This is a genomic window from Pedobacter lusitanus (assembly GCF_040026395.1).
In the GTDB taxonomy this organism is placed as follows: domain Bacteria; phylum Bacteroidota; class Bacteroidia; order Sphingobacteriales; family Sphingobacteriaceae; genus Pedobacter; species Pedobacter lusitanus.
In genome coordinates this window covers 856,673-877,139 of sequence record NZ_CP157278.1, presented here as the reverse complement: position 1 = coordinate 877,139, position 20,467 = coordinate 856,673, and the positions used below count along the sequence as shown (strand labels likewise).

At 37.3% G+C, this 20,467-nt stretch carries 16 protein-coding genes and 2 tRNA genes; 8 read left to right on the top strand and 10 right to left on the bottom strand.

Annotation, left to right across the window (positions count from 1 at the left end):
• Positions 1 to 3 precede the first annotated feature (3 nt).
• The 3 genes from PL_RS03955 to PL_RS03945 are packed head-to-tail and all read right to left on the bottom strand — an operon-like array spanning position 4 to position 1,951.
• Complete coding sequence (locus tag PL_RS03955) at positions 4 to 1,047, bottom strand: hypothetical protein (protein WP_041884028.1); 1,044 nt, start codon at positions 1,045 to 1,047, stop codon at positions 4 to 6.
• 11 nt (positions 1,048 to 1,058) lie between these two features.
• Positions 1,059 to 1,718 carry a 2OG-Fe(II) oxygenase gene (locus tag PL_RS03950; protein WP_041884027.1) on the bottom strand — a complete coding sequence of 220 codons (660 nt, stop codon included), beginning with the start codon at positions 1,716 to 1,718 and terminating at the stop codon, positions 1,059 to 1,061.
• Between the two features lie 5 nt (positions 1,719 to 1,723).
• A complete protein-coding gene (locus tag PL_RS03945) occupies positions 1,724 to 1,951 on the bottom strand; it encodes a hypothetical protein (RefSeq protein ID WP_041884026.1) in 228 nt (75 codons plus the stop codon).
• A gap of 302 nt (positions 1,952 to 2,253) precedes the next feature.
• Here PL_RS03945 and PL_RS03940 point away from each other — a divergent pair, with 302 nt between their 5' ends.
• Entirely contained in the window at positions 2,254 to 5,220 is a 2,967-nt protein-coding gene (locus tag PL_RS03940; RefSeq protein WP_200890777.1) for a glycoside hydrolase family 2 TIM barrel-domain containing protein, read from the top strand.
• A gap of 495 nt (positions 5,221 to 5,715) precedes the next feature.
• On the opposite strand, the gene PL_RS03935 is transcribed toward PL_RS03940, so the two are convergent.
• Positions 5,716 to 6,075, bottom strand: coding sequence for a winged helix-turn-helix transcriptional regulator (locus PL_RS03935; RefSeq protein ID WP_041884021.1), 360 nt, complete (start codon positions 6,073 to 6,075; stop codon positions 5,716 to 5,718).
• 60 nt (positions 6,076 to 6,135) lie between these two features.
• Between PL_RS03935 and PL_RS03930 the strand changes: the two genes are divergently transcribed.
• Positions 6,136 to 6,279 (top strand): hypothetical protein, encoded by a 144-nt coding sequence (locus PL_RS03930; protein WP_160292135.1) that lies wholly within the window; start codon positions 6,136 to 6,138, stop codon positions 6,277 to 6,279.
• Between the two features lie 176 nt (positions 6,280 to 6,455).
• Here PL_RS03930 and PL_RS03925 read toward each other — a convergent pair whose 3' ends face one another.
• From PL_RS03925 to PL_RS03915, 3 genes are all read right to left on the bottom strand, one after another.
• Positions 6,456 to 6,770: an EF-hand domain-containing protein gene (locus PL_RS03925; protein ID WP_041884020.1), complete on the bottom strand. Its 315-nt coding sequence runs from the start codon at positions 6,768 to 6,770 to the stop codon at positions 6,456 to 6,458.
• Between the two features lie 189 nt (positions 6,771 to 6,959).
• The gene (gene pncA / locus PL_RS03920; protein WP_041884018.1) at positions 6,960 to 7,550 is read right to left on the bottom strand and encodes a bifunctional nicotinamidase/pyrazinamidase; all 591 of its coding nucleotides are present in this window, start codon (positions 7,548 to 7,550) and stop codon (positions 6,960 to 6,962) included.
• Between the two features lie 392 nt (positions 7,551 to 7,942).
• A tRNA-Ser gene (locus PL_RS03915) sits at positions 7,943 to 8,032 on the bottom strand.
• 230 nt (positions 8,033 to 8,262) lie between these two features.
• Between PL_RS03915 and PL_RS03910 the strand changes: the two genes are divergently transcribed.
• From PL_RS03910 to PL_RS03885, 6 genes are all read left to right on the top strand, one after another.
• Positions 8,263 to 8,619: a bleomycin resistance protein gene (locus tag PL_RS03910; RefSeq protein ID WP_041887099.1), complete on the top strand. Its 357-nt coding sequence runs from the start codon at positions 8,263 to 8,265 to the stop codon at positions 8,617 to 8,619.
• Between the two features lie 909 nt (positions 8,620 to 9,528).
• On the top strand, positions 9,529 to 12,975 hold the full coding sequence (locus PL_RS03905; RefSeq protein ID WP_348621049.1) for a hypothetical protein: 3,447 nt from the start codon (positions 9,529 to 9,531) through the stop codon (positions 12,973 to 12,975).
• Positions 12,976 to 12,981: 6 nt separating this feature from the next.
• On the top strand, positions 12,982 to 16,461 hold the full coding sequence (locus PL_RS03900) for a DUF6443 domain-containing protein (RefSeq protein ID WP_348621047.1): 3,480 nt from the start codon (positions 12,982 to 12,984) through the stop codon (positions 16,459 to 16,461).
• 3 nt (positions 16,462 to 16,464) lie between these two features.
• Positions 16,465 to 16,761, top strand: a complete 297-nt coding sequence (locus tag PL_RS03895; RefSeq protein ID WP_041886560.1) for a hypothetical protein — start codon at positions 16,465 to 16,467, stop codon at positions 16,759 to 16,761.
• Positions 16,762 to 16,830: 69 nt separating this feature from the next.
• Positions 16,831 to 17,277, top strand: coding sequence for a hypothetical protein (locus PL_RS03890; RefSeq protein ID WP_041886559.1), 447 nt, complete (start codon positions 16,831 to 16,833; stop codon positions 17,275 to 17,277).
• Between the two features lie 343 nt (positions 17,278 to 17,620).
• A complete protein-coding gene (locus PL_RS03885) occupies positions 17,621 to 18,703 on the top strand; it encodes a hypothetical protein (protein ID WP_041886557.1) in 1,083 nt (360 codons plus the stop codon).
• A 188-nt stretch (positions 18,704 to 18,891) separates the two neighbouring features.
• Here PL_RS03885 and PL_RS03880 read toward each other — a convergent pair.
• From PL_RS03880 to PL_RS03870, 3 genes are all read right to left on the bottom strand, one after another.
• A tRNA-Ser gene (locus tag PL_RS03880) sits at positions 18,892 to 18,981 on the bottom strand.
• A gap of 110 nt (positions 18,982 to 19,091) precedes the next feature.
• A complete protein-coding gene (locus PL_RS03875) occupies positions 19,092 to 20,057 on the bottom strand; it encodes a YihY/virulence factor BrkB family protein (RefSeq protein ID WP_041886554.1) in 966 nt (321 codons plus the stop codon).
• Positions 20,058 to 20,465 (bottom strand): acyl-CoA thioesterase, encoded by a 408-nt coding sequence (locus PL_RS03870; protein WP_041886552.1) that lies wholly within the window; start codon positions 20,463 to 20,465, stop codon positions 20,058 to 20,060. It lies immediately after the preceding gene.
• Positions 20,466 to 20,467: the final 2 nt, after the last annotated feature.

The window sequence follows — 20,467 nt, the reverse complement described above, 5'->3', positions numbered from 1 at the left end:
GTTTTACCATGAGCGGGGTTTTGCAGAAGCCTGCCAGTAACACTTGACTTCCTGTATTTTTGAATTGGAAAATTTCAGTTTGATATGATGCAGGGAAGATATAAATCCCTGGTCATTCTTTAAATAGTAGGTATTACTGAAGTGCAGCAGTTTCTGCTGTTGTGCTATTTTCATAAAACCAGCGTCTGCAATTATCCGGAAAAGCTCATTTTCCCTTTCTGCTGCCGGGGGCGCATAGGGTTTATAGACGTTCAGTTCCAGGGAGAAATCTGATAGAAAAGCTGTATCACTGTCCAGATCAAGCATCATGGAATTCACATATACAGAGAGGTTTTCCAGCCATTGAAGTTCTTTATTCACCACCGAAAGCTCGAATGGTATAGCTGCCAGTTCCAGTAACTGATAAAAATGTGAAAGATCATTACAACGCCAGCAGCTGCGTAAGGGTAATATTTTGTTTTCTTCTTTTTGCCGGGAAGCCATATAGCCAATATGGCCTAATACTAAGGTATCTGTTCCTGCAACTTTTTCCAGCAGGCTTTTGCTGCGTTGCAGGGCATATTGCAAATCAGGATAATCAATCAGATCTCCGGCCAGTTCTGTGATTCTGGCTTGTGGGGTTAATGCAATAAATACAGCAGGATCTCCCGCCTTGTGCTGCTGCTGCTGAATGTCAAATTCCAGCCACATGCTAAAGCAATGTGTACGCAGATATCCGGATTGCCCCTGCAACTGCTGCTGCCATCTTGTAAGCATAGCGCCCGTTTTCTGCCACGCAGCAGAGGTTTCAGTAATAGGATTGATCAAGAGCTCTGTGAGTGTACCATCGGAGGCTCTGACGCTGGTAATTACGTCGCATCCCGGTCTGAGGGAATTCGTGGAGATTTCCAGGAATAAAGCACTGCAGCTGGGCAGATTGTCAACCTGTGCTAACCAGTTATTAAATTCTGTCTGTCCCAGCCATAGGGATAATGGTTTTTCCATGGCCTCGAGAATCTGTATGGCCGCAGGTGCAGTTGAAGAAATAGTTTGAGCCGGAGTGATCATCTGGAATGTAATTAATCTGCTTTGAAAAAGTTACTTATTCTGTCTTTATCCATACTGCCCGGGAAGAAACCCCAGAAGACAATGATGTTTTTCTCTCCGGCAGCTACCGGTAATCCGCTGTGTAATTCTGTTGACAGAAAAAGGAGCACACGGCCGGTTTTTGGACTGCATTTATAGTCTAAATCCGGAAAACTGGTTTCACCGTCACTAAAGTTGTCATTAAGATAGATGATGACTGTAAATGCGCGCTGAGAATTACCTTTATGCGTATCTGTATGTGGCGTAAATACACCTCCTACAGGATATCGCACAATTTCTTCACCGCCGAATTCATTGAAGTCCAGACCAAATTCCTGGCTCGCAAAGCGGCTTACCTGGCGCTGAATGCGGTTTAAACATTCGCTGGTCTTAGGTTTAGTCAGCATATCTAATTCCCTGAAACGCATGCGCTGAGAATTGCGCTGGGTAATGTCAATAATGCCTATAATGTCGTTTATCCCGGATTCGGTTTTCTGGGAAACGGCTATTTTAGCTTGTTTCCAGGGTTGTATGCCGCTGAATTCCGAAAGAATGTCTTCGCATATTTCCGCAGACAGCATATCTGCCTCGAAAACAGAAGGGGCAACTTCTTCAAAGATGCCTCCTTCTATAATTTCAATTTTGCTGCTCATGGTTATTAATTAGTCCATGTTCCAAATGTAGAGCCACCATCAGCTCCTAATTTCTCGAGCTCTTCACAATGTGCAATATTCAGCTTACCCAGCAGGTCGCCACTTACACTAATGTGATGGCTGTGTAAAAGATCAGTCATTGCTTTTGCAAATTGGAGTCTTACGCGGGGAATGCTTTTTAACTCATTACGCAAGTCAGTAATGTTGTCGATTTTTTTGATTTCTTTGTTCATGTCTGTTTTTTTGAGGTTTATTTCATAAATGTACTGACATGTTATACGGGGTAACACCGCTAAAGCACCCTTTTATTTCCGGGAAAACACCCTTTTGACAGGGTATAAATACTTAGTTACGGGTCAGGGACCTGTTAGTGATTTTCCCGGGTGTGAAAAGGTATAAAAAGTTTCAGTTTATGTATCTCAGGTTTTAGTTTTCTGATTTGGATGGTGATAGCTTTGTTCTCTGGACTCTATAAGGTTACCTTAAAGATTGTAGGGTTTAATTTGAAGTTTAGTAATCAAATTTTTTAATGAAGATGTCAAAAAAAATATTGTTTCTTTTTGTATTTGTGATTTTAGCCATGAATGTTTCAGGTCAGGAACAGGCTTACGAATTGCCCGGCCGTGTCATTGGTGTTAAAAGGCCTCTTATATCTCTAAATGGAGAATGGCAGTTTAAGTTTGATACCGGTTCGGGATGGGATCTGATTCATGTACCTGCAGAAGCTGTGATGCAGGGATATGGTATTGAACATGACAAATCTTTCTTTTATAAGAAGGAGTTTTTGCTTCCAGCTGATTTTAAAGGAAAGAAGATTGTTTTAAGGTTTGATGGGGTATATAGTCAGGCCATATTAAGTGTTAATGGAAAAACTCTAAGGACACATAAAGGAGGGTTTTCCAGATGGGAAAGCGATATAACTCCATATGTTTCATTTGAAAAACCAAATACAGTGTCTCTGGAAATTCAGGATAGGTTAGACGATATCTCTTATGCTTCAGGTTACGCGCATCACCCGATTGGCGGGATTTTAAGAGATGTTACTCTTTTTGCGACACCGGTAAATAGTATACATGATTTTGGAGTAGAAACAGATCTGGAAAATGATTTCCGGGATGGGTTGCTGAAATTGAGTTACAATGCTGAAAAGGCAGCAGGAACAACGATCCAGTATGTTTTATTAGATAAACATCATCAGCCTGTGCCACAGACGAATCGTCAGTTTACAGTTAAAGATGGGCAAAACGTAAACAGTTTCCGGGTTTCAAATCCTTTGAAATGGGATGCTGAACATCCTGATTTATATCGTTTAGTGGTAAAGGTGAAGAAAGACGGTAAAGACATTTATTCATTTAGTAAAGCAGTCGGATTCAGAGAAATAAAGATCGTAGCGAATCAGATGCTGGTTAATGGAAAACCTGTAAAATTGAGAGGTGCTAATCGTCATGATTTGCACCCGGTTCTTGGTCGTGTCAGTACTCCATATTATGATAGTCTGGATGTTAAGTTACTTAAAGAATCGAATATCAATTTTATCCGTACTTCCCACTATCCGCCTTCTGAGCGTTTTGTTGAATTATGTAATCGTTTTGGGATATATGTGGAAGTAGAAACATCTGTTTGTTTTGTGGATACCTACAGACAAAAAAATTATGCGCCCGGAGCTACTCAGGATAACCCGGATTATACCGCCCAATATTTAAGCCAGTGCCGTGAAATGGTCAATACTTTCAGATCACATCCTGCTGTTGTCATCTGGTCTATTGGCAATGAATCCCAATACGGAAGTAACTTTAAACAAAGCCGGGATTATGTGAAAGGGGCCGATAAGACCAGGCCTGTAATCTGGAGTTATCCGGGTACACAGAGCAGTGAAGACAAGATCTATGATATTTTGAGTATGCATTATCAGGATGTGGACGGTAATCTGACTCAGTATGGGAAAACAACTAAAGGTTATGAAGGAAGTGAAGGTATACCCGCATTATTTGATGAATGGGCGCATCCTGCCTGTTATACTTATCAGACTTTACGTGATGATCCGAATATCAGAGAATTCTGGGGGATCTCGTTAGATATGATGTGGGGACGTTTGTTCCCGACAAAAGGTGGTCTGGGAGGAGCCATATGGGGTTATGTTGATGAAACTTTTAATATTCCCACGAAATTGAAAAAAGGAATTCCTTTTTGGAATGAGTTTTCTAAAACTGCCAAACCAGCAGATTTCCAGGGTCATGCAGTAGGCTATGGAGAGTGGGGGATTGTAGATGTATGGAGAAGACCTAAACCAGAATTCTGGTCTGTTAAAAAAGCTCAGTCACCGATCCGTATTTTAGATGAAGGAAAAGTAATCAAAAACTTTATTCCAAATCAAAAGATTCAGTTTTCGGTGTATAACCGGTTTGATCATACTTTTCTGAATGAAGTGAAATTGGAGTATACCTATGAGAACCGGAAGAAAACGATAACCCTTCCGAATATCAATCCACATAAAAAAGGGCATTTTGAACTACCTGCAGAAAACTGGAAAGCCGGAAAATCAGTTTTAATGAACTTTGTTGACCGCAATGGCCTGGTCATAGATACATACGAATACTATTTCGGAGAACGTCCGGTCAGTATGCCCGTTGCAACACATCGGGGAGCATTGACACTTGTTGAAAATGCAGCTATGTATCTAATTAAAGGAGATGGTTTTGAGATCCCTGTCTCTAAGGCAAGTGGTTTAATTGAGCATGCAACATCAAACGGAAAAGTGTTTATTAAAAAAGGTCCGTTCCTGAATATAGATGTAAATCTGAATCATTTAACTGGTGCTGAAGTAAGAAAAAGTGCGAATAAATTTTTGATCCTTGATCAGGACTGGAAAAAAACAGCTCTTAAATGTGAAATCAGCAATGGTGTTGCCCTGATCTCCATTGAAGGAACTTACCAGGGACTGAAAGCCTATTTTAATATTACATTGAATGAGAGCGGAGAGCTTACCACGAACTACCATACAGTAGGTGAACCAAATGGATATCTCAGAGAGATTGGTCTTAAATACTATATGCCTGATGATATTGACCAGCTTGACTGGAAACGTAATGGCTATTGGAACTATTATCCCGAAGGAGATTTTGCCGGAAACGATGGGGAAACTCATCTTTATGAGAGTAAACAGGTTGCTTATGGTGTAAAGCCAGTACAATCCTGGGGACAAGATACACGTAACTATTATTACTGGTCAGACAAGGGTGCCAGGAGTGAAAAACCGCTAACCAATAAAGCGAAGAGCATGAAAGAAAATATTTATTATTATACACTTTCAGGTGCAAGGCTGTCCAGGATTTCAGTGATTTCTCCACTGGCGGATGTTTCTTGTCGTATTGATCGGATGGCTGATGAACAACTTATCCTGTATATCAATAACAAATGGGATTATCCTGAAATTGCCTGGGGTAATTATTGTAAGTCCCTGGCTGCATCTCCTTGTTCTGGTTCTATTATGATCAGGTTTTAAATTTTCAGATTTTGTGAATCTCTAAATCCTATCAAATATTTATCAAAGCTATTTTTTAATAAAGGGGAACTTTTAGCAATGCTCAGAGTCTGAAGGTATTTAAGAAAATCACACCAATCCCCGACAGCATGATCTGATATCAGATTGTGCTGTTTTTATATTTTTTATTGAAATTTTCCATGAGGATTTTGTACAGATATGGCTTGTCTTTTTTGTTGATTATCAGTTTGATATAGTCTTTGTGTGGAGTGAGTATTACATGAAACTGAGTAGCATCTTTATGCGGTGTCTGAACTTTGGAAGTCATCATAAACAACTATTACCTTTGCATAAGGTAGAAAAAGATAGGGAGACCATACTTATAGTAGATTGTGAGTACTGGTTTGCAAAAATCATGTTGGATGACTGATGCAATTTTTGCTCCTATCTTTGTATTTTTTTATCGTTTAGCAAATTTACTTTACCGTAGGTATTCTTTGGTGAATTCTTAATCGACTATTTTCCAGATATGGAGTCTCTGTAAGCTATACCCCATTTAGCTATTTCATCTATAATCGGACTTAATGTTTTTCCATATTCAGTGATTTCATATTCTACTGTTATGGGCTTTGTATTTAAAATAGTCCTGGTTATCAGATGGTTGACTTCCATGTCTTGAAGTTCCTTAGACAGCATTTTGGCACCTATTCCATCAATTTCTCTCAATAAGTCCATAAACCGTAATTTATTCTCAAGGATCAGTGTGCCGAGAATATGAAACTTCCATTTACCGGATAATATTCCCATTGTATCCTTAATCGCTAATATTCTGGTCTTACAACTGGAGTTGTTATTTACAATTGCTTCTTTCTTCATGATCTGTTTCTGAAAAAAATATGTGCAGTAAAATTATCAATACCTTCAGCTAAAGAATTAATGAAAGAAGGTGTGAATGTAAGTGAGATGCAGGCGAGGATGATGGAGAAAATAGAAGAACTTACGCTTCATATTATTGAACAGCAGAAAACAATTGATAGACAATCGGAATTGTTGAAGAATTTGATTGAACTGAAAAGGTAAGGAGTTTATTGCTCATGATTAAGCATAAGAAAGCGGCAACGATCAAGGATCGTTGCCGCTTTCTTATGCTTAATACTCTTATAATTAATGTCCTTGAATAAGTAAAATAGAGTACGTTTTTTATCTGATTTACTTAAATGAATGAGCAATGTCGTATGGCGCCAGATTATCAGCCATTAAACATTAAGATCACGTAATAAATAATAATCTAAAACTAAAAATTCATTGAAATTCAGATCACCAGACCCATCGGCATCAAGATTATTAAATACTTTTTCATATGCAGTGAAGCCCGAGATGTTCCATTCGCGCAAGGTAATAGCACCATTTCCATCTTTATCAATCATATTAAATATTAACTTCATTTCTTCTGGGGAGGGATCGTTAGTTCCTGATTTTAGGATAGCTGCATTTGCGGAGTTATTACTGAAAGATAATAATGATACACAGGTAAGAGCTGCACAAAGAGTGTTTTTTAATTTAGTTTTCATATAATTATTTTTTGATTACTAAATTAAACAAATAATTATTAATTATGTATTTTTATTGTTTATAATGTCGTTATAAGATTTGTGTATTGATTTTTTTGTGAAAGTATTTTACGTATAAAGATGCTTGATATCATGATCATAGTAATATTTGTATAAATAAAGCTTTTAGGGAAATATGCTGTTAAGTGGCTAAATAACAGTTCCTCCCATTAGTTGAAAGTCTTTTTTAACAAGTTCAGATCTTTCTGAATTTATCGGCTTGGAAGCGCATTCTATAATACTTGATTTAAAACCTAAGTCTAAGGCATCATTGGCAGTATAATATACACAGAAATCGGTGGCCAATCCACAAACGGCTACCTCGGTAACTCCTCTTCCTTTAAGATAGTCGGCCATGCCGGTAGATTTTTTTCTGGCATTATCAAAAAAGCCACTGTAACTATCTATTTCTTTATCCATTCCTTTTCTAAAAATAGCCTCGATAGCATTCGTTGAAAGCTCTGAAACTAATTCGGCTCCCCTTGTTCCCTGTATGCAATGCTCGGGCCATAGCACCTGAGTTAATCCGTTTAACGATATTTCTTCAAACGGTGTTTTATTTGGGTGGGAAGTAAAGAAACTTTTATGGCCTTCAGGATGCCAGTCTTGCGTGGCCACTACCAGATCATATTTTGGTTGTAATTCGTTAATGGTTTGGACGATTTCATCACCATGGTTAACAGCTAAGGCGCCACCTGGTAAAAAATCATACTGTACATCGATAATGATTAAAGCGGTCATAAATAAAGGCTGTTAATTTAATGACTATTATACTTAAAACTATTTTAATGCAGATTTTATTGTTTGTTTGTTTCTGAGGCAGAAAGATTTCTACAAAAAGCAGCAAAAATATACATGGTTTTTAATCGAAATTGAATTGTAACTCGCTGTTTTTAAAACAGGTAGGGCTGATCGTTGTCGAACAGCCCTACGTTGATGAGAAATGATTCTCGTTATACGGAGAGTGAGGGATTAGCTCGTTACTCTCGCTGATCCCTTTTGGGGGAGGCTTCAACCAAAAATGCTTGTCGCTGCACTCCTGGCATTTTTTGTTTTTAATCTGGCCTTTGAGCTGAAGTGCTCAGGCCGGTTAAAAACAAAAAATGCCACCCCTTTTGGGTAGCATTTTTGCCTGGCGGAGAGTGGGGGATTCGAACCCGCGGATCCTTTGACAGATCAACAGTTTTCAAGACTGCCTCAATCGACCACTCTGACAACTCTCCGTCACAAAAGTACAAAAAAGCACCATTTCTGCAAATCTTAATCTGCTGTAATCGTTTAAATGCCTCAGTATGAATTGAAAAAAATGCTATTTAAAGTGAAATAAAGAGGATTTTTGGCTGATTTACCCGGTTGGAACCATAATAGCCTGTAATGAAGAGGCGAGAATCAGTCTTTTTTTTAGGAATTGATTTGAATTAACTGCAAATTGTAGTTGTTAAATGATATCACAATGCTAAAATATGCTATACCTATACTAGCTTCATTGAATGAAGAAGAAACTGTTAAATTTTATACTGAAAAACTGGGATTCACTTTCCATGCGAGCTGGGATGGATATTTAATATTCAGCAGAGACGGGGTAAATATTCATTTGTGGCCTGCACAAGATCCGGAAATTGCCAAATCAACGGGATGTTATGTAAACGTGACCGAGGTTGATAAACTATATGCCGAGTTAAAAGAAAAAGAGCTTATACATCCAAACGGAGATTTGAAAGATATGCCCTGGGAAATGCGCCAGTTCAGTGTACTTGATAATAATGGTAATATTATACACTTCGGAGAGGATATGTCCGAAGAAGAATAATCAGATATACAATTTCTTAATTGCTGACAAATTGACTTATAACAGACCTCTTGCTTTAAAAATAGGCTATTCATTGTTTTTTCTGCTAACAATTATATTTTCCTATAATGAACATCTGACCATCCCTGTTAAAATTGGAATAAGCATATTCTATATAATTGTGATATGTATAATTGTTATAAAAGAAAATAATTAAAAGAATAGCTTTTAGCTACGATTTTCTTAACCATCCATATTTGTACCATTTTGTCAAAAATGGATCATTCACCCGACTGTATTAATCTATAATATCTCACTCATCCAGAATTAATATCCCTTTCACAGGGAAATCTAACAGTCAATACATCTTCACAATTTCAATATCGAATTTTTCAGTTTATAGATTACCAAACTGGTGAAATGATATAGATAAGTTCTAGAGATGTTTGTGATAAGTAATAGATCGGGGTTGGTATAGGGTTGGTATACCCCGGGGGTATACCAACCCTATACCAACCCCGATCTATTACACATGTTAAAATTATTTGATGAAATTGTTGTTGAGAATTACATATGCAGAATATTGAATGCATTAAAGGCCGTTTTATCGGTAGGGGTATGGTCTATAATAGATTACTCAAATAGCAACTGAAATGGATTTCTCCATCTTTATAATTCAGTTTATCCACTTGTCAAATAATCCCATAATGCATCATCATCCGGTTCAGCTACCAGATTTGGCATGTCTTTAAGAGAAAGGTGAAAACCTGTGAAAAGAAATCGGTTCTCAAAATGAATATATATTATGTTGTTTTGAATAAATAAATTATCTTGATCAGACTTTTTAGCCTCTCTTTAAATTAATTTTATCCGTAAGTGCCGGGCTGATTTAATATGTAATTAAAGCAATTCTACTAAATATAGCCTGATATGATGATAAAAAAAACGCTCTTCTATTTTTTATTTTTTTGCGGCATCTACTTTAAAACAAATGCGCAAAGATTACCACAGACTCCAAATGCCGCAGAGTTGGGTAGATATGGTCAGATTCCTACAGATCTTTTTAATGGATTACCCCAGATTACTATACCTCTTCATCTTATCAAAATTAAAGATATAGAAGTACCTGTGCAATTAAGTTATTATGCCAGTGGAATTAAATTACAGCAACGGCCCACATGGGTTGGACTAGGCTGGAGTCTTTCCTGTGGCGGCTCAATTACAAGGGTTATTAGAGGACTGAAAGATGAAACGAATAATGAGGATGTTAAACGGGAAACCAATTATGGTTTTATTCCGTATGGATTTGGTTATTTCTACAGGTCAAATACTTTAGACCGGACTGATTGGACCAGTATGGAAAGTCTTATTAGTTTTCTGCCGGCAGGAGAGACCTCTCAATCAACTTATGCGGATGGTGATCCTGATGAATTTATGGTTAGCGCTCCGGGTGTTAGCGCCAGCTTTTATCTGTATCGTGATGCTGCTGACAATGTAAAGATAAAAGTTAAGTCAAAAGATGGAAGGAAAATCAGCGTGAAATCTGAAATACCACAATATTTGAATATTGATTTTTATGATGATAAAAGTGGTATAAGAACACCGACAATGTACGGGCCGTTTTACAAATTTACAGTGACAACAGAGGATGGAAAAATATATACGTTTGGTGGACAACCCAATGCTGTTGAGTTTGATACCGATGTAAATTCAGGTTATATGGTTTCAACTCCTGTAACATGGTATCTGACCAATATTACCAGTGTTTTAGGAAGCAAAATCAATTTCAATTATAAAAGAGACGGCAATCCGATTTTTACCAGCAATGTTACAGCGCAGACTTGTATTACTATAAAAGGTGGAAAAGAGACTGTAAGTTCATGTGGTTTATCGGATCGTACCTCTTTGTCAACGCAGAATCCGATTTATCTTTCTGATGTCTCAGGGTCTGATGGTACACAAATTGATTTTGTAAAAAGTCAGGCACTGGATTTAAAAGAGCCATTCGATGCTGGTAAGTTTCAGGCTTTAACACATATCAGTCCGACTGTCTTTAATGCGCAGGATCATTGGATGAAATTGGATGAGATCGTTATTAATCGTAAAAAGCGTATTAAACTTAATTATACGGAAAATGTTAACCAACGTCTGAAATTAAATGGTTTGACCATTACCGATCTTAACAACAACCCGGGAGGAAACTATAGTTTCACTTATAATCCCAGATTATTGCCGTCTTATAATTCAAAGATGGCTGATAACTGGGGTTATTATAACGGAAAAAAATATGAAGGTGTTAGTGCAGAAAATTTGTATGCATACCGGTCAGCGGATACTGCTTTGATGAAAGCAGAAGTGCTAACAGCTATTAGATATCCCACAGGTGGTGCAACATTTTTTCAATATGAAGCACATGATTACAGTCAGATAGCTTCTCAGTTTCCTGACTTTAAACTAAACCCGGCTAATGGATTTGCGGGTGGGCTCCGAATACGAAAAATCATTTCCAGACCGGAAGCCGGATCTCCAGATTCAGAGACGACTAAAGAATATCTTTATCTCAATGAAGATAATAGTTCCAGTGGCATTTTATCAGGGGTGCCTTTGTATGGAGCTAATGGACGTATGCATGTAAAGTATCATTATGGTGGCTGGAGTGGTTTGACCTATTATAGTCAATCTGCTGACAACACACAGAATTACATCACAGTATCCGAAAATTTTGTCAATCAGCTGGGGAATACAAATGGAAGTCATATTACTTATTCCCGGGTCGTAGAAAAAACCATCGGGAATGGGAAAATAGTCTATAAGTATACTAATCATGATCTGTTTCCTGATTTAGTGCCATTATACACTTATACAAATATGGATAGCAGGACATTAACAGATGCATTTACTTCAAGAGAGTTAGAACGCGGGCTATTGATCAAACAGGAAACCTATGATGAAGGTAATAATCCGGTGGAAACCATTACAAACGAATACAATTCTTTTCCTGAACGATATAATGATTTTGTGAAGGCAGTTTCAAAATTCGGACTTGTAGGATTGGATCAAACTCCATTCACCAGAATTAACGCAAACAGAATTTTTACCTTTTATCCTTATTTGCAAAAAAAAACGGTAACCAACTATTCGCCTTCGATTATCTCAAAGTCAACTGAATATACTTATGATAATAGCAATAATGGACTAAGTAGCATAATATCTACTAATAGTAAGGGATATACTTCTACTACTACTTATAATTACCCGGGGAATTTGAAAGAGTCTTCAGCTACTTATAAGAAGATGTATGAGGATAAGCACATTATTTCTCCGGTAATAGAAGAACGTAATGTTATCACAAAAGCCGGATCAAGTACAGTTATTCCAGCTTCTTTTCAACGTAATAACTATGTTGAAGTAGGTAAAGATATTTTTATGCCTGGATCAGTAGAGCAGAGTATTGGCAGCTATCCTGTTGAAACACTTACTGATTATACTTATGATAATAAGGGAAATGTTTCAGGTAAGTCTACCAGGAAAGGTCCAAATACGAGTTATATCTGGGGATATGCTGATCAGTTTCCTATAGCTATAATAGAAAATGCAAACGGAATCAGTTCAGGTGCAACGATAAGTTCGGAATATCGGGGGCTGGTTATCAAGGATAATTCAAATTCCGCGTCTACAGCTTTCTCTACAACTATACCAACTGAGATAAGTTTAAATGTAAACGGCGAACCAGGACTTATGTATACACTGGATTATACTTTGTTGGGACCTGTTAGTCAGTCAGGTAGTCTTTGCATCAGCAGAACCTCAAGGACTTGTTATTATCCCTCTTCTGTTATATTTAATAATATGCCAGCGGGAAATTATACCCTTACAATAAGGACTTCGGGTTCTGAACCTGCTGGTACATACCGTAGCCTTACTTTACGCTATAATGATAAAGTGATTGCTAATAAAGGAATTAATGAGTTTTATTATGAAGGATTTGAAGAAAATCAGCTTAGTAATGTGGTCACTGGGGCAGGGCATACCGGAAATAAGTACTGGAATGGTAATTATACTCCTGAGTTTAGTCAGCCGGGTGGACGGAATTATATAATTCAATGGTGGAACTATAATGGCAGTAAGTGGGTATTCAATCAGCAGGCTTATACGGCAAATCTTACTTTGACAGGGCCGGTAGATGATGTGCGTATATTTCCAACAGATGCTAAAATGACTACATATACTTATGATCCTCAGGTAGGAATGACAAGTCAGACTGATGAAAAAGGTAAATCAGTCTATTATATCTATGATGGATTGCAACGACTGATAATGACAAAAGATCAGAATTGGGAAATAGTTAAAAGTAACAGTTATCATTTTAAAAATTAAGCTCCCATGAAAAAGTATATAAATCAACCTCTATATAAAATTACCGTTTTCTTTCTGACTATTATTCTGGTAACCCCAGGGATGACTTATGGTCAGTATCTGGAGTTTTCCGGGCCAACAACGGGAGAGTATTCTTCTAATCAGAGTATTACATTATTACCTGGGTTTAGTACAAGTGGGCCGTTCCGTGCTTTTATAACCAGAGACTTAATAGCCAAATTAGGTTCTGCACCAAGCCAGGATCAGAATTATGTAATTACAAATACTTTTAAAAAGGCAGGTGTTGTAGATCTTACTAATGCAATGATTAGTGAAGTTAGCCAGCATATTCAGTATTTCGATGGTTTAGGCCGGCCTTTGCAAGCTGTTCAGACTAAAGGTAGTCCACTTGGGAATGATATTGTTCAGCCAATTATTTATGATGCTTTTGGAAGAGAGTCAATGAAATATCTGCCTTATGCAACAAAAGCGGGAAATGGAGCCTATAAAACTGATGCGTTAAGCACCCAGTCAAAGTTCTATTCTGCAGCTGGATATGATGATATGGTTATGAAAACAGCCGCTCCGTTTAGCCAGACCATATTTGAAACTTCACCACTGGACAGAATAATCGAGCAGGGATCTCCGGGGACAGTCTGGCAACCAGCAAGTCAGCGTAGCAATACAGCTGGCAGGAGCCAGGTTACAGGTTATGGTAGGAACGAAGTGAACACCGTACGTTTCTGGAGTGCAGAGTCAGTTACGGGAACAGATTATAAGAGAAGCCTGAGTAATAATGGATATTATGCTGAAGGACAGCTGTTTTTGAAAACACAAAAAGATGAAAACTGGACGAGCGGAGATGGGAAAGTTGGTACTACAGAAGAATATATTGATAAAGATGGAAATACCGTCTTGAAACGCGTATTTAACAGAAATGGAGAAAATATTGAAATATTATCTACGTATTATGTTTTTGATGATCTGGGGAATTTAAGTTATGTACTTCCACCGGCATCTAATCCCGATGGCCCTGTTATTGATCAGTTAACGCTGGATCTGTATTGCTACCAATATCGTTATGATGAAAGAAAAAGGATAATTGAAAAACGGATTCCGGCGATGTCAGGATGGATAGAGATGGTTTATAACAAACTTGACCAACTGGTGTTTACACAGGATCCTGTGCAGCAAAAAAGTCAGAAGAGGAACTTCCTTAAGTACGATGCTTTAGGGAGGGTGATCATGACTGGTATTCAAAATAACTCAGTATCTACAAGACTTGTATTACAGGGGCAGGTAAATAACCAATCAAGGGACTGGGAATCCAGAAATGCTGCAGGTATTCAGGGATACAGTAATGTAGCTATTCCTTCTTTAGCAGAGTCCGTTGAGCCGGAAATGATAAACTACTATGATGACTATACGATTCCTGGTATACCCGGAAATGAATCTGCTGGTTACACCAAAAAAATGCAGGGATTATTAACGGCTGTTAAAGTAAAGGTTTTGGGGACAAATGACTTCTTATGGACTGTTAATTACTATGATGATGAAGGTCGTATTGTTAAACAGAATAAACAACATTATTTATCCGGATCTGTAAAAACTGATAATTATGATGAGATAAGCAATAGCTATAACTTTGAAGGAGGGCTGGTCGCCAGTACAAGGATACATCATGTCGGAACAGCAAAAACTACTATTGCTAATCGTTATGTATATGATCACATGGGTAGGAAAGTAAAAAACTATGAAAAGATCAATGCGGATGATGAAGTCTTGCTTGCTGAGAATTTATATAATGAAATTGGTCAGCTGAAGACAAAGGAATTAAATAATGGTGACCAGAAAACAAATTATACATATAATGAGCGTGGCTGGTTAAAATCAAGTAAATCTGATCAGTTTAGTCAGCAGTTAAAATATCAGGATGGCACGAATCCACAGTTTAACGGGAATATTTCTGATCAGCTATGGGGAGCTGGAAATACATTAGCTAATAATTTTGTATATACTTATGATAAGCTGAACAGATTAAGCAGCGGTGTTGGTCCGGGAATGAGTGAAGCTATGAGTTATGATCTGATGGGAAATATTCAGAGTTTAAAACGGGATAATATAACCAGAAACTATACTTATAATGGAAACCGGTTAAATCAGATAACAGGAGGTACCGAGAAAAGTGCTTATGCATATGATGATAATGGTAATGCAATTGTAGATGGAAAGAATGGACAGGCCATTAGCTATAATAATCTGAATTTGCCTGTTAAAATAGCTGGTTTAGATCTATCTTATGTATACGATGCGGCAGGGAATAAGCTGAAAAAAATTAAGGGGGGATTGGTTACGGATTATATTGAAGGAATTCAGTATACAGCGGGAGTTATAGAATTTATACAGACAGAAACCGGGCTGGCCAGAAGAAAAGACAATAGTTATGGTTATGAGTATAATCTGACTGATAATTTAGGTAATGTACGTTATAGTTTTTACAAGAATCCTGTTACTAATAAAATTGAGAGACTGCAGAGTGACGATTATTATCCGTTTGGATTACGTAAATCGTCCGGGAATACGGTATCTTTAAATAACAAATATTTGTATAATGGTAAAGAACTACAGGATGAATTAGGGCAATATGATTATGGTGCCAGATTCTATGATCCGGTAATTGGGAGATGGAATGTACTTGATGCAAAATCAGAATTATATTTCCAAATTACTCCATATGCCTATGCTGCTAATACTCCAACAAATGCCATTGATCCTAATGGACATATTGTTATATTCATTAATGGGAATTTTTATGATGGAACGGGTGGGAGCCCTAAATATTGGAGAGGATTCACTGTCGGATCAAATTATGATGATACAAAAAGTTATCATCCATGGTTTTTCGATAAGGCCGTTATGAACCGATTTAAAGATCATAATGAATCTTTGAAGGGAACCTCATTTAATGCTTATATAGATGGATCGCTAGGTGGACATGCTCCTAATAATGGAAATTTAAAATTACAAAATAGAATTGATGCAGGTTATGAGCAAGGACAGCAAGATGCGGCGGTACTAATTAATAGTCTTGCAAGAACCAATGGAGTAATCACTGAAAGTCTGAAAATAGTTACCCATAGTATGGGGGCTGCTTTTGGTAAAGGATATATCAAGGCAATTATTGAATATGCTAAGGCACATCCTAAACTTGCAAGGGGATTAAGTATAACAGAATATGATTTTGCAGCCTTTCAGCAAAATAAATTATCGGCAATACCTGGAGTACCATTATTTCAGTTTGATAACATTGGAGATGATGTTGTTAGTGGAGCTATTGGTTACAGTAATGGAAGTTGGCATGCAAAACAATCTGGTCGGGAAGAAAATGGTAGTAATGATAATGTCCTGTCTTATGGTGGTCATGATATTGGAGATTTTATGAGAGCCGTATCTACACTGTCTGTAGGAACTTATAAATTCATAAATGGAAAGTTTGTTAGACAATAAATTATGAAAAATAATAGATTTGGTGCAATCGGTTTGTACTTGTTATGGATAGGCTCTTGTTTTCTCTTTGGATTATTCATCCCCGCTTTAAGTGCTGGCTCCAGTTCTAGTTCTGAAGTTCCGTTTGTATTACGAACTTATGCTATTATTGGATTAATTTGTGGAACATTTCTGATTAGTTTATTCAATATGTTTTTCTTTAGAGAATGGTTTAAGAAATTCTGGTATATAAATGGTTTTATTACTTTACTTACGGGTGGTATTATTGTTTATCATATTGTAAAAATGAGTATGCTATAGTTGTTGTGGTATTACCATATTTGAGATCAAAGAGAATACAAAGAGTTTAAACTGAATAACTCTCCACAAATGAGATGTATCTATAGCAACCTTTTAAAAGGTCTCCGCGTTTTACTTGTACTATCGGCGATTTCATGTGCTGATAGTACAAAAGTTGCCACAGTAAATAAAAAAATTCAGCTTAGTAAATTCAGTAAAGCCGTTTTTACAGAGAAAACTTATACTGATATTAGGATCTTAGAGACCTATCCAAATGAAGAGCCATGCAAGGCTGGGAAGTTGAACGCAAATCTTTACGTCTGTCTGAGGATTAATAGTGGAGATACAGTGTATGTTTTTGATAGTTGTCAGAAAGTGGCCTTTGCTATGGAGAAATTGCATGAGAATTTTGCTCTTGAGCATAAAAACATAAAAAAGGATACTCCCAGCGAAATTACGATAGTAGCACCTCAATCATTTTCTATACCCGGAAACGCTAAATATGTACTTGCTGGTTTGACAAGGCTTGAAGACTAAGAGGATTAATTCGGTTAACCGTTAACCCAGTGATTTTTCTACGGGTCAACGGTTATTTGACCTGATTCTATTTACAAGTCAGTATTTTAAGGTATTTAGCCCAGAACTGATCAGTATGGGTTCCTGCACGCATCGCGAAACAGTGTTTTTTCGTGGTTAATGTTGAGGTGGGTAAGAAGTTGGTGCCGATTTTACAGGAGGTATTAAGATTGAAGAAACTGATAAGAAGGCAGTCTTATTCGGAATGACTGCGTTTATATGCTTAATGATATTTTTATTAAGTATAAATGCCTGTTTTTTAAATATTTAATTATTAGATTTAAGTGTCTAAATAGCCTCGAAAATGAAAAAAAATGTATTATTACCTCTGGTATTAGGGGTGTTCACCTTCATACTTTTACCGCAAGAATCTTTTTCACAGGAAAGGGTCAAGATTTTTAATATTAAATTTAATGCCGTTGAGGTTACTGGTCAAAATAGATTTAGCAATGGTACGCAATGGTACCAAACCGCAATTCCATCACAACTGAGTTCCCAGAAAAATGACGAATATTTCTATAGCCTGGGATCGTTCAGGCCAGACTTTAAAAAAACGGAAACTTTAGATCTCTTTAACCTCTCTCTGCAAAATTCCAGTTTTCCATTTTTAGATGCTATCGATTTTGATTATTATAAAAGTTATGGGATAGGGGCAGTAGAGAGTAATCACCCTGAAGTAATTGATGATGTTAAGTATCTCAAACTAAAATCTTATATCGTAGACTCTGTTAATACAAGTATAGCTGACAAGAAAAAAATTCTGTTTGCAACACCCAAACTGATAAAGGATTATATTCTTTTGAGCAGATATGAAATAATCACTAATCAGTTTTCTGTTGATAAGAAGAAGGTTAAACAGGCTACTGCCAATCTTGTTGCACAATTAGATACGATTAAAGTCAGTAACAATGCTGAACTCAGTGCTAAAGTTAAAGCGTACTTTAGTTCTCTCTCAGATGAGTCTACAGTACTTAAAGGGATTTACATTGATGCAAGACTTCATCCTGCTTATATTGCCAAAATTGAGGCTCACATCTCAAATGCAGACTTGTCGCAAATAGGAAATGATCAATTTTCCAGAAGTGTTAAACGTTACGTAAACTCGGATAAAGCTGCTGCAAATACGGCTTTGGTGGCTATCAGGTTAGATGGAACGTTTGACAAGACCAAAATAAATATACAGTCTATTGCTTCGGACCTGACAGGTAAATTCCAGATTCCTGCAGCTGATGCTTTGAAAATTGCAGCAACGGTTAATCTTACATTCAGCAATAATGAAACTACAACTTTTAAAAATAAATTTAATAATACTTTTATTGTGAGATACTTTACTTCAAGTATTATTGATGGTCTGGCTTTTCAGGGTCTTAAGAAAGCTGGAAGATAATTACTCCGGGATATTCTCCAATGAGGATTAGCTCGTTACTCTCGCTGATCCCTGAGGGGGGAGGCCTCAGGCAAAAATGCTGTCGCTGCGCTCCTGGCAATTTTTTGTTTTAAATCTGGCCTATGAGCTGAAGAGCTCAGGCCGATTTAAAACAAAAAATGCCACCCCTTTGGGGTAGCATTTTTGCCTGGCGGAGAGTGGGGGATTCGAACCCGCGGACCCTTTGACAGGTCAACAGTTTTCAAGACTGCCTCAATCGACCACTCTGACAACTCTCCGCGACAAAAGTACGAATACCTGTTGATTCTGCAAATAATGATGTTAATTTTTTAACAGTTAATTCATAACTTGTTAAAACAGAGATAGAAAAAATGAATTTTGCCCCCTTTTAAGGTGTTTTTTTGAACAAATTGAAGGGCTGTTTGATGATTCTGACACTGCGTTTAGTCAGATCAACGCTCGCATTCAGCTCAAAACCGATCAAAAGTATCAGAGAATTCAGGTATAACCAGATCATAATTACAATTAATGTACCTATCGAACCGTATACTTTATTGTAAGAACCAAAGTGATTGATATAGAAGGAAAATCCCCAGATGGTCAGGAAGGCCAGGATAGTAGCCAGCCAGGAACCAGGACTAAAGAAACGCCATTTCTTGGTATTGGCAGGCCCGTAACGGTAAAGAATCGATATCGTCACAAAATAAAGGACACCAAGCAAAGCCCACCTGGAAATATCTATGATGTAAGCAATAAAATGACCTTTGATATGTAAGCCTTTGTTGATGTAATTTAAAGCAATTTCCCCAACAGTCATTGCCCCTATAGTAATGATCAGGGATATTGCCAGCACGAAAGTAAGGACTAAAGCAATAAGCCGCTGTTTAAGCCATGTTCTGGTCTCCACGATCAGTGATGACTTGTTGAAAGCATTCATCAGGCTGTGCATCCCGTTTGTGGCAAAGAACACAGACAGGATAATACCAAAGGATAGTAATTTTCCATTCTGAATTTTAATAATCTCAGACAAGGTAGCTTCAAATGCCTTGTATGCCTGTGCAGGGAGAATCAGCTGTAAAAGAACCATCAGCTGATCCTGAAAACCGATACGCTTGGGGATAAATGGAATCAGAGTGAAAAGAAAGATAATACCCGGGAAAATAGCCAGCATAAATGTATACGCAAGCGAGGATGCTTTATTGACTAAAGAATCCTTACCCAGCTCCCTGAAAAAAAAGGAAGCTACAGTATAAAGCGGGATAGGACTAAAACCTGGCAGTACATAAACTTTTGTCCAGTCTATAAATAAAGAATATAGCCTAATCCTTAAAAGTTGTCTGTGTACCCAGTTCATTTATTCATAATATGGTGCAATCTTTTCCAGAAAATAGTCTGGCGGAGGGCACGGTTTCTTTTTTATCATATCAAAAAATACCAGGATAGTAGATCCGATATTAATCAATTCTTCTTTTTCATTATACAGTTCATAGTCAAATGACATGCGCACTCCGGGAAGTTCTTTGATCGAGGTTTTAATCGTAATCTCCTGATCGTAAAACGCTGGTTTGATAAATTTACATTTAAGTTCCAGCAAAGGCAACATCACCCCGGTTTCTTCCATTTTACCATAGGTCATGCCTAAACTTCTCAGCATTTCTACCCGTCCAACTTCGTAATATTGTGCATAGTTTCCATTATAAACATAGCCCATCTGATCAGTCTCACTATATCTTACCCTGATCTTTGTACTGTGTGTATACATGG